The sequence below is a fragment of the Tianweitania sp. genome, from assembly GCF_032053605.1.
Classification (GTDB): Bacteria; Pseudomonadota; Alphaproteobacteria; order Rhizobiales; family Rhizobiaceae; genus Tianweitania.
Genome location: NZ_DAMBUH010000106.1, coordinates 1 through 10,551, shown reverse-complemented (window position 1 = coordinate 10,551; position 10,551 = coordinate 1). Strand labels below are relative to the sequence as shown.

General features: G+C 62.1%; 7 protein-coding genes. 3 read left to right on the top strand and 4 right to left on the bottom strand.

Annotation, left to right across the window (positions count from 1 at the left end; all coding sequences use genetic code 11):
• Positions 1 to 895, top strand: an 895-nt coding sequence (locus RTX98_RS17325; protein WP_312798059.1) for an acetate/propionate family kinase, incomplete at its 5' end; no start/stop codon positions are given.
• A gap of 137 nt (positions 896 to 1,032) precedes the next feature.
• On the opposite strand, the gene RTX98_RS17320 is transcribed toward RTX98_RS17325, so the two are convergent.
• Positions 1,033 to 2,811, bottom strand: coding sequence for an EAL domain-containing protein (locus tag RTX98_RS17320; RefSeq protein ID WP_312798058.1), 1,779 nt, complete (start codon positions 2,809 to 2,811; stop codon positions 1,033 to 1,035).
• A 352-nt stretch (positions 2,812 to 3,163) separates the two neighbouring features.
• Between RTX98_RS17320 and RTX98_RS17315 the strand changes: the two genes are divergently transcribed.
• Positions 3,164 to 3,385 (top strand): hypothetical protein, encoded by a 222-nt coding sequence (locus RTX98_RS17315; RefSeq protein ID WP_312798057.1) that lies wholly within the window; start codon positions 3,164 to 3,166, stop codon positions 3,383 to 3,385.
• A gap of 57 nt (positions 3,386 to 3,442) precedes the next feature.
• On the opposite strand, the gene RTX98_RS17310 is transcribed toward RTX98_RS17315, so the two are convergent.
• The 3 genes from RTX98_RS17310 to secA form a co-directional block, all read right to left on the bottom strand.
• Entirely contained in the window at positions 3,443 to 4,732 is a 1,290-nt protein-coding gene (locus RTX98_RS17310) for a GNAT family N-acetyltransferase (protein ID WP_312798056.1), read from the bottom strand.
• Entirely contained in the window at positions 4,733 to 6,148 is a 1,416-nt protein-coding gene (locus tag RTX98_RS17305) for a lipopolysaccharide biosynthesis protein (protein ID WP_312798055.1), read from the bottom strand. It lies immediately after the preceding gene.
• Positions 6,149 to 6,579: 431 nt separating this feature from the next.
• On the bottom strand, positions 6,580 to 9,333 hold the full coding sequence (gene secA, locus RTX98_RS17300) for a preprotein translocase subunit SecA (protein WP_312798054.1): 2,754 nt from the start codon (positions 9,331 to 9,333) through the stop codon (positions 6,580 to 6,582).
• Positions 9,334 to 9,621: 288 nt separating this feature from the next.
• On the opposite strand from secA, the gene RTX98_RS17295 reads away from it, so the two are divergent.
• On the top strand, positions 9,622 to 10,551 hold a 930-nt coding region (locus RTX98_RS17295), incomplete at its 3' end, for a peptidylprolyl isomerase (protein WP_416223158.1).

Sequence of the window (10,551 nt, the reverse complement as noted above, 5' to 3'; positions counted from 1 at the left end):
GCATGGCGGCACGCGCTTTGCCGCGCCGTGCCTGATCGATGCCGAGGTGTTGCAGGCGCTGGACGATCTGTGTTCGCTGGCGCCGCTGCACCAGCCGCATAACCTCGCCGGCATTCGCGCCGTCAGCGCGATCGCGCCGGATCTGCCGCAGATCGCCTGTTTCGACACGGCCTTCCATCACGACCGCGCGGCGGTGGCCACGCGCTTTGCCATTCCGCGCGCGCTGCATGAGCAGGGTATCCGCCGCTACGGCTTTCACGGGCTGTCCTATGAATACATCGCCCGCCGTTTGCGCGAGCTCGATCCCGTAATGGCGGAAGGGCGCGTAATCGTCGCGCATCTCGGAAACGGGGCCAGCCTGTGCGGCATCCGTGAAGGGCGCAGCGTTGATACCACGATGGGCTTCACGGCGCTGGATGGCTTGATGATGGGCACGCGCTCCGGCGCGATCGATCCCGGCGTCATCCTGCATTTCCAGACCGCGCTTGGCATGAGTGCGGCCGAAGTCGAGGACCTGCTTTACAAGCGCTCCGGTCTGCTGGGCGTGTCCGGCATTTCCAGCGACATGCGGGCGCTGGCGGCAAGCGATGCTGTTGAAGCCGAGGAAGCGATCGACCTTTTCGCTTGGCGCGCGGCGCGCGAAGCTGGCGGGTTGATGTCGAGCCTGGAAGGGCTGGACGGTCTCGTCTTTACCGCCGGCATCGGCGAAAACAATGCCGGTATCCGCACCCGGATCTGCCAGCGCCTGGCCTGGACAGGGCTTGTTCTGGATGACGCCGCCAACATCCGCGGCGAAGCGATCATCAGCGCGCCGGAAAGCGCAGTGACCGTGCGCATCATCCGCACCGATGAAGAGCGCATGATCGCGCTGCATACGATCCGCGTGCTCGGCTAGAGCAATTCCAGCAAAAGCGCGAAGCGGTTTTGCGTCCGGAAATCGCGTCTAAACAAAGAGATAGAGCATTGCTGGCGATTCTTCTTTCGCCGGAAATGCTCTAGTCCGCTCCCGCCGCTTGAGGGCAGGGCGTTGGATCAGGCCGGGGCGAGGCTGGGCTGGTGGGACGTTGCGAGCCAGCTTTCGAAGGCTACCGGCTCCATCGGGCGCCCGAACAGGTAGCCCTGCACCTCGTCACAGCCCCATGCCTTGAGCTGCTCGAAGGTTTCCGGCCGCTCCACGCCTTCGGCCACCATGTGGTAGCCGAGATCGTGACCGAGCTTGATGACGGTCGGCACCGTCACGGCTGCGTTGGGATCGGTCAGCGCCTGCGCCACCAGCGAGCGGTCGATCTTGAGCGAGGTCGCAGGCAGGGACAGGAGGTAAGCGAGGTTGCTGTAGCCGCTGCCGAAATCGTCGATCGCCACGCCCACACCAAGCTCGCGGATCTCTTTCAGCCGCTCGGACGCGACATGGCTGTTGTCGAGGTTCATGTCCTCGACCACCTCGATTTCGAGCCGGGAGGGATCGACGCCGGTGGCGTTCAGCACTTCGGCCAGCCGTGAAACGAGATCGTCCTCGAACAGGTTCTTCGAGGAAATGTTGAAGGAAACGGACAGGTCGATGCCGGCAGCCTGCCAGGCCGCGATCTGGCGCATCACATTGCGCATCACCCAGTCCGTGACTTCGTGGATCAAGCCGGTTTTTTCCACCAGCGGGAAGAACTCGGCCGGCGACACAGGACCCCAATGCGGGTGGTTCCACCGCAGCAAGGCTTCGGCCGCAATGCACTGGCGCGACGCCACATCGATGCGCGGCTGGTAAACGAGGTAAAGCTGCTTTTGCGAGCGCAGCGCTTCCGGCAGGTCGGACAGGAGGCTGTACATGCGCTTTTGCGCATCGTCACTGTCGCTGTCATAGGTCGCATAAAGTCGCTCGCTCAAGCGTGCCTCGCGCGCCGCCGAAAGCACGGTGCGAAGAACATCCGGCGAGGACATTTCCATCAAGCCGGCTGATCGAAGGCCAAAGCAGGGATTGAGCGCAGACGGCGTGCCTCGGCTGGTCACCAGCGGCTCGCGCAGATCCGCGTCCAGCTGTTTGATCAGCGTTTCGGGATCACCCTTGGCGGCATCCAGCATGAAGGCGAGGTAGGCGCCGCCGATGTGATAAACGGTGTTGTCCGGCAGATGCCGCTTCAGGATCGTCGCGGCATGGCGGACCTGCTCATTGTAGAAATCGATACCCAGTGCACCGATCACGTCATGGGCATTGCGGTTGTCGATCACGTCCACCAGCACGATCCAGCAGGTGCTGCTCGGGTCGGCCCGGATCATGTCTTGCAGGCTGAGGAGGAACTGGATGCGGTTGGGCAAACGGGTGAGAGGATCGACACGGCCGATCGCCCGGTCGCTCTTCACCTGGATCATGACGAGCGCTGCCAGGTCTTCCAGCATTCGCACCTGATAGGGGGTGAGCGTGCGCGGCTTGACGTCGAACAAGCACAGTGTGCCGACGGCGAAACCGTCATGGGTCATCAGCGGCGCGCCGGCATAGAAGCGGAGCGATGGGCCGCCGGTTACATCCTGCAAGCCGCAGAAGCGGTCATCGCCCAGCGCATTTTCCACCACCGTGGTCTTTTTCGTGGCGATCGGCACGCGGCAGAAGGATTGATCGGGCGTGTTTTCGCGCCTGTTCGTGCCCAGATGCGATTTGAACCATTGCCGCTGTCCATCCATGAAGGTGATCAGCACCACCGGCATGTCGAACATTTCCTGAGCGATCCGCGCGATGCGGTCGTAGGCTTCCTGGCTGCTGGTGTCGTCCATGACCGCGAGGTCTCGAACAACCTCCAGACGTAGCGGATCTTGCGGCGACATAGTGGTTCCCGGTTGAAAGCTGCGATGATGAAATCAACAACCGGCGCGAGCTTACCAAGCCAGCGTGAACAGGACGTTGATTGCAGCGCATCAAAGCATTGAGCATGGTGGAAGGAGAAAACGACCAAGGCGTCGTCGAGCCGACCTATAGCGCCAAGTCACAAAATGATAATGCTCCGGTCGGGAAAAAGCCGGATTGAGCTTCTAGATAGGCGGTGTTCCCGGGCCGCACTCACACAGGCGCTTCGGGAAAATTGCAAACAGTCTCGAAATGTCGTGCTTATATTAATCTTTGTGCATGAGCCGTCGGCGAGACTGTATCAGAAATAAGCGATGTGAAGAGGAGGACGTCATGGCGCCGCCCAGCAGAAGCATCCAAGACGTAGTTGATCAGTACCTTTTGTCCAGGCGTTCCAAACTGTCGGCAATTTCAACCGCCGACGCGACCCGAGCGATCAAATCCGTTCTGCCGGCCTCGTCGGCCAGCGATCGGGAAATCGAGGATCTGATTGTTGCCTCGGCCGCTCATCGCGGCATGGCGCTGCATTTCGATCTGCCCCGTACTGCAGCCTAAGCAGCACGGCGGAGGCGGGAGGATGTTCCTCCCCATCAAATTCGTATCGGGCGACGCTTAACGGCGCCGCCCGATCAGTTTGCGGATCCGGTTGCGGACCAGGCGCGCCATGTTGCGGCTTTCGCGATAAAGGTGGATCTGCTGCGCGGCCTGCCGCACATGGCGGTCCGTATCCGGCGTCAGGCCGATGATCATCGTTCCGAACTGCGCGCGTTCGCTCCAGATCCGGCTCATCACGGGATGATCGGGCACGGCGCAGGAATCGGTTGCCTGGATGTTGGGATCATCGAGATGGGTGCGCGTCACTTCCATCGCCAGCAGCGTGCCGGGCGAAAAGGCCGAATAGGTCTCGTCATAGGCCGTCTTCCAGGTGTAGGCGACGCCGTTTTCGATAAACACCAGCAGCACCGCGATCGGCTTGTCGTCGAGCGACAAAACATGGGCGCGGCAATTATCGGCTTCGGACAGGCGATAAACCGCCTCGCGCGCGAAGGCCGCACGGTAGCGGTCGGCGGCCATGGCGGAGCGCTCGCGGCCTTTCCAGCCATCCATTTCCAGCGTCAGAAAGGCTTCGGTGGCGATGCGGACATCGTCGGGCTGGCGGTGAATGGCGTAATCGAGCTTGCCCTTTTCGCCCAGCCGCCGCTTCAAGCGCTTGAACTCGCGGAAGTGGTGGGCGCTTAGCGCGCGCTTGAGATAGGCGTCGCCTTCCAGCTCGCTTTGCAGATAAGGCCGCTCAACCCGGTCGACGATGTCGAGCGGCAGGTTGCGGGTTTCGCTGACATGGCGGAACAGGCCGGCCACCGGGCCATCGAGCCGGATGTCCGGCAGAACGAAGGCCTTGGGAAAGTTCAGATGCGGCCGCGAAAGCATGGCCAGGAAGTCTTCGATGACCCCGATCGGATCGTCGCGGTCGATCAGCGGCGTGCCGAGCGGTCCGAACGGGTTGGCCCAGCTGCGCAGAACGGGCACCGCGAGCGGCACGCCGGGTCGCTCGATGGAGAAGGGCAAAAGGAAGCGCAAACGGCTGTCGTCGCCTTCGCCGTCACGCATCACCGCCAGCCTGATTTCGCGGTCTTCCAAACGCGGCATTGCCGGGGCGAGGAAGCGCGGATTGAAGAAAACGTTGGGTTCAACCGTGCGCGCGCACAGATGGTCGAGCTCATCCACGAGGTCGAAGCCGGCTGCAGCCGGATAGATCGCGAGACGGCGCAGCGGGCGCACCGGCCCCATATTTTCGATCTGCTCGCCGTGGTTGGTCAAACGCGGCGTGAAGCCTGCCAGCTGCGCGATCATCGAGCCGGAGCTGGACGTGCTGAGTTCTTCCAGGATCGGGGTCGCGGCCATCTATGAACTCCTGCCGCGTGCCGGCGTGGCCTGGAAGCCGATCACCATCACCAGCCCCAGCTTGATCCAGACAACAACCGCCAGCGCGATTGCCTCGAAGATCATTGCAGCGGAGGTGGCGACGGCTGCGCCCCAAAGCCCGATCTGTGGAATGAGAAGCGCGTTGCAGGTCAGGTTGACCGCAAGCGTCGCCGCATAAACGCCGGCGCAGATATTTTGTTGCCCGCTCATCGTGAGCAGGCTTTCCGCCGGCCCCACGCTTGCGCGCGCGATGACGCCTGCCACCAGAACGAACAAAAGCGGATAGCCCGTGGTGAATTCTGCCCCGAACAGGGAAAGCAGCGGCCAGCCGGCTGCGAGCACGAACAGGCCCATGCCAACCGACGGCCAGAAGGTCCAGGCCACGGTTTCGCGCGCAAAGGCCTTGAGGCGCCGCTCTTCACCGGCATGGATGAGCTGCGCGTAGCGCTGGGCCGCACCGGTCTTGACCGCGAAATACACGAAATGCACCAACGCCAGCGTTTTGACGGTCGCATAATAGATCGCGACATCATGCGGCTCGAGATAGAAGCCGACGACCAGCACGTCGGCGTTGGTGAGCAGGAACGTAAAGCCTTCGATCAGGAAGATCGGCAGGGACACGGCCAGCCATGTCCGCATGTCGATATGGCGCGGGCCGCGTCCTGCAACGCGATCAGCCGGGCCGGTTACGCTCAGCACCTGATACAGTGCCGTCACATAGGTCGCAGCGATCGCGGCAATCAGCGAGGTTCGCGCATCGGGCTCCCAGCCGGCAAGCAGCAGGCCGGCCATGAACACGAGCAGCAAAGTCGGGCGCACGACATAAGCGGGCGCGAGCGCGGCGACTGCCCAGGCATTGGCGCGGGCAATGCCCTGCAGCGTGTCCGACAGGGCGATCATCGGCAGCATTACGATGCCGAGCGCGAAGGGCACGATGTAATAGGGTTCGACCGAACCGGAAAAAAGGTACAAACCCAGCGCGCCGAGTGCGGCGATCGAGCTGGAAGCGACCAGCGTGAAGATGCGGCTGCCGAACAGGATGCCGCGCAGATGATCCGGTCGGTCCGTTTCGCGATATTCCGGAATGAAGCGGATCACCGCCGTGTGGAAGCCGAAGCAGGAGAGGTTGCCGAGGATCACCACGGCGACCCAGACCAGCACGAAGATGCCGTACTCGAAGGAGCCTATCCAGCGGGCCATGAAGACCTGGCTGATGAAGGCGATGGCTGCGCTTAAGATGCGGATGGCGAAGGCGATCAACGAGATGCGACCAGCCTGATCACGCGCATCACGCGGGATCAACAAGGCGTCGACCTGGTCGAGCAAGGGACGAGCCCGGCTCGCCAATCGCTCCGGCAGGAAGCGCTCGGCCGTCGTTGCCGCCGAAAAACGCACACACATACTCCGACTTCGATGGTCTCTGGCTTAGCGCGGAGTCTTTAAAAAACGGTTCGGGCTGGATTGATGGAGCGGACAGGTGGGTTGGGGGCGGGGCGGCCAGCGAGGGACCCCCACCCCTTACCCCTCCCCTCAAGGGGGAGGGGGGAGTCTGAGGCCTCGCGCTGGGTGGGACCGCAGTTAGAAGCGCCACTATGAGCACCGGATGGCATACTGAAGTTGAAACGCATCGATTCGAGCCAGGTGACAGATTCGGTAGTCAGCGCATTACGATGACGCCTCCCTCCCCCTTGAGGGGAGGGATAAAGGGTGGGGGTACCAACCTCTCCACCATCACCACGACGACAAACTTCGGTTCCGCCGCTTCCAGTCGCTCAACAAAAAACCGGCCCTTTCGAGCCGGTTCCTTATTCTTCCGTCACTGCGTCTCAGGCGAACGTACCGTGGCAGTGCTTGTATTTCTTGCCCGAACCGCAGGGGCAAAGCTCGTTGCGGCCGACCTTGCCCCAGGTGGATTGATCGTTGGGGTCGCGGTCTTCCGGGGCAACCACGCGGGTGTCTTCGCGCTCGATCAGCGCCAGGTCGCCGCCGCCCTGGTAGGTCTCGCCTTCGTTGAAGTCGTCTTCGCCGGTGGTCGCGTCGATATGCTCGCCGAACATGCGCGGGGCATCCGGCAGCGGCTCTTCTGCGGCCTGACGCACCAGTTCCACGCGCATCATCTGGCTGGTCACGACCTCACGCAGATTGGCGAGCAGAGCCTGGAACAGCTCGAAGGACTCGCTCTTATATTCGTTGAGCGGATCGCGCTGCGCATAACCGCGCAGGCCCACGGCCGAACGGAGATGGTCGAGATTGACGAGATGCTCGCGCCACAGATGGTCGAGCGTCTGCAACAGGATCGACTTCTCGACATAAGCCAGCACTTCCGGGCCGAAGCGTTCTTCGCGCGCCTTGGCGGCGGCGTCGGCTGCTTCGGTGATGCGGGCATGGATGTCGTCTTCGGCGATGCCTTCTTCGGCAGCCCATTCGACGATCGGCAGATCGAGGTTGAGCCCTTCGCGCACGGCCTCCTGCAGGCCCGCCACGTCCCACTGCTCGGCATAGGCCGTTTCGGGGATGTGCTTGGCGACCAGCGCGTCGATCACCTCTTCGCGCATTTCCTTGACGACTTCGCCGAGTTCCTCGCCGCCTTCCATCATCTCGATGCGCTGTTCGAACACGACCTTGCGCTGGTCGTTCATGACGTCATCGTATTTCAGGACGTTCTTGCGCATGTCGAAGTTGCGCGCTTCGACCTTCTTCTGCGCCTTTTCCAGAGCCTTGTTGATCCAGGGATGGATGATGGCCTCGTCTTCCTTGAGGCCAAGGCGTTGCAGCATGGAATCCATTCGGTCAGAGCCGAAGATGCGCATCAGGTCATCCTGAAGCGACAGGTAGAACTTCGAGCGGCCCGGATCGCCCTGACGACCGGAACGGCCGCGCAGCTGGTTGTCGATGCGGCGCGATTCATGGCGCTCGGTGGCCAGCACGTAAAGGCCGCCGGCAGCGATCGCGATTTCCTTCAAACGCTTGATGTCATCCTTGATCGCCTGCTCGGCCGCGTCGCGCTCGGGACCGGCTTCCATGTCGCCGAGTTCCTGCGCAATTCGCATATCAGCATTGCCGCCGAGCTGGATGTCGGTGCCGCGGCCAGCCATGTTGGTGGCGATGGTGATGGCGCCAGGCGCACCGGCCTGCGCAACGATGGTCGCTTCCTGCTCGTGGTGGCGGGCGTTGAGGACCTGGAAGCCCTTCACACCGTCCTTGCGCAGGCGCTCGGCCAGGAGTTCCGATTTCTCGATAGAGGTCGTGCCCACCAGGATCGGCTGGTTCTTTTCGCTGGCGGCGCGGATGTCGCGCACAACGGCGCGGTACTTTTCCTCGACCGTGCGGTAGACTTCGTCGTCCTCGTCCAAACGCTGGACGGGCAGGTTGGTCGGTACTTCGACGACTTCGAGATTGTAGATGTTGCCGAACTCTTCCGCTTCGGTTGAGGCCGTACCGGTCATGCCGGACAGCTTCTTGTACATGCGGAAATAGTTCTGGAAGGTGATGGAAGCCAGCGTCTGGTTCTCGGGCTGAACCTGGACGTGTTCCTTGGCTTCCAGCGCCTGGTGCAGGCCTTCCGAATAGCGGCGGCCCGGCATCATGCGGCCGGTGAATTCGTCGATGATGACGATTTCGTCGTTGCGGACGATATAGTCCTTGTCGCGCTGAAACAGGCGATGCGCCTTCAGTGCGTTGTTGACGTGGTGGACGATCGAGACATTCTCGATGTCGTAAAGCGAGTCGCCCTTCAACAGGCCGGCCGCGCTCAGCATGGTCTCGATCTTTTCCGTGCCTTCTTCGGTGAAGATCGCGGTGCGCTGCTTTTCATCGACCTCGTAATCGGCCGCTTCGAGCTGCGGCATGAAGCCGTCGACGGCGAGATAAAGGTCGGACTTGTCTTCGAGCGGGCCGGAAATGATCAGCGGCGTGCGCGCTTCGTCGACCAGGATCGAGTCCACTTCGTCGACGATGGAATAGTTATGACCGCGCTGCACCATCTGCGCGCGCTCATACTTCATGTTATCGCGCAGATAATCGAAGCCGAGCTCGTTGTTCGTGCCGTAGGTCACGTCGCAGGCGTAAGCCGCCTTGCGCTGCTCGTCCGAAAGCCCGTGCACGATGATGCCGGTGGACAGGCCGAGGAAGCTATAAAGGCGACCCATCTGTTCGGCGTCGCGGCTGGCCAGATAGTCGTTGACCGTCACGACATGCACGCCCTTGCCTTCAAGGGCGTTGAGATAGACCGGCAGGGTGGCGACCAGCGTCTTGCCTTCGCCGGTGCGCATTTCGGCGATGTCGCCTTCATGCAGAACCATGCCGCCGATCAGCTGCACGTCGAAATGACGCATGCCGAAGACGCGCTTGGACGCCTCGCGAACAGTGGCGAAAGCCGGAACCAGAATGTCGTCGAGCGAACGGCCGGCAGCGATCTGCGTTCTGAACTCGTTTGTCCGAGCCCGCAGGGCTTCATCGGACAGGCCGGACAATTCCGGCTCCAGCGCGTTGATCGCGGCTACTTTGGAACTGAATCCTTTGACGCGACGATCATTGGACGATCCGAAAATCTTGCGGGCAAAGCCGCCGAAGCTGACCATCCTGTGGTCCTTTCAATCGTAAACCGCGAAGGCGAGGCCGGGTTGCCCCGTTTCCACCCGATCCGTCTCGGCAATCATATGGAAGTGAAGCGGAATGAACGAAATGGGCGCCTGAATCCGTTCTGGACGCAAAGTTGTGCGAGAGATAAGAGGGGGCCCGAGCGATGTCAACGCTGCGCGAAGTGCACTGGTCGACCTTGAATTCCGACACATTTGATGTGGCTGAGTTCACGAAGGGCGGTTAGCGAAGCGACCGTCGCCAAAGTTTTCCTTCCTGGAGATGACTTCATGTCTTTTTCTTTCCACCGTCCGCTGGCGGCCGCGCTCCTGACCGGAGCTCTTCTTGCCAGCACCAGCTTCGGCGCGCTGGCCCAGAGTGATGCCGTTGTTGCAACGGTGAATGGTCAGCAGATCACCGAAGCACAGCTGACCCTGGCCGAAAGCGATCTCGATCCGCAGTTCGCGCAGTTGCCGCCGGAACAGAAGCGCGCCGCCGCTTTGTCGGCCCTGATTGAAATCAAGCTGCTGTCCGCCAAGGCCGAGGCCGATGGCCTGGCCGAGAAGCCCGAATTCAAGCAGCGCATGGAATTCCTGCGCCAGCGCGCGCTTCATAGCGCCGTTGTGGAACAGGACATCGCAGCCGGCGTGACCGATGATGCGATCCGCGCCCGCTACGACCAGGAAATCGCCAAGCAGCCGGCGGTCAACGAGGTTCATGCCCGCCACATTCTGGTGAAAACCAAGGAAGAAGCCGACGCGGTCATCAAGCAGCTCGACGAGGGCGGCAACTTCGAGGCGATCGCCAAGGAAAAATCGACCGACGGCGCGGCAGCGCAGGGCGGCGATCTCGGCTATTTCGGCCCGAACCAGATGGTGCCGGAATTCGAAAAGGCAGCCTTCGCGCTCGAGCCCGGCCAGTACACCAAGACGCCGGTGCAGACGCAGTTCGGCTTTCATGTCATCAAGGTGGAAGACAAGCGCGAACAGCAGCCGCCGGCTTTCGAGCAGGTGAAGGATCAGGTTCGTTCGCTGCTTCTGCGCGACAACTACCTGAAGCTGGTTCGTGATCTGCGCGGGTCGGCCGATGTGCAGATCCCCGATGCGGCCTTGAAGGCGACGGTGGATTCCATCGACAAGGCCCAGGCTGGCCAGCCCGGCGGTGACGCTGCTGGCGAGGCACCAGCAGACGCGGCTCCGGCCGGTGACGCGCCCGCAGGC

Excerpts from the sequence above, each read along its gene's own strand:
- RTX98_RS17310 (WP_312798056.1), bottom strand. The coding sequence starts at position 4,732 with ATGGCCGCGACCCCGATCCTGGAAGAACTCAGCACGTCCAGCTCCGGC.
- RTX98_RS17320 (WP_312798058.1), bottom strand. The coding sequence starts at position 2,811 with ATGTCGCCGCAAGATCCGCTACGTCTGGAGGTTGTTCGAGACCTCGCG.
- secA (WP_312798054.1), bottom strand. The coding sequence starts at position 9,333 with ATGGTCAGCTTCGGCGGCTTTGCCCGCAAGATTTTCGGATCGTCCAAT.
- RTX98_RS17315 (WP_312798057.1), top strand. The coding sequence starts at position 3,164 with ATGGCGCCGCCCAGCAGAAGCATCCAAGACGTAGTTGATCAGTACCTT.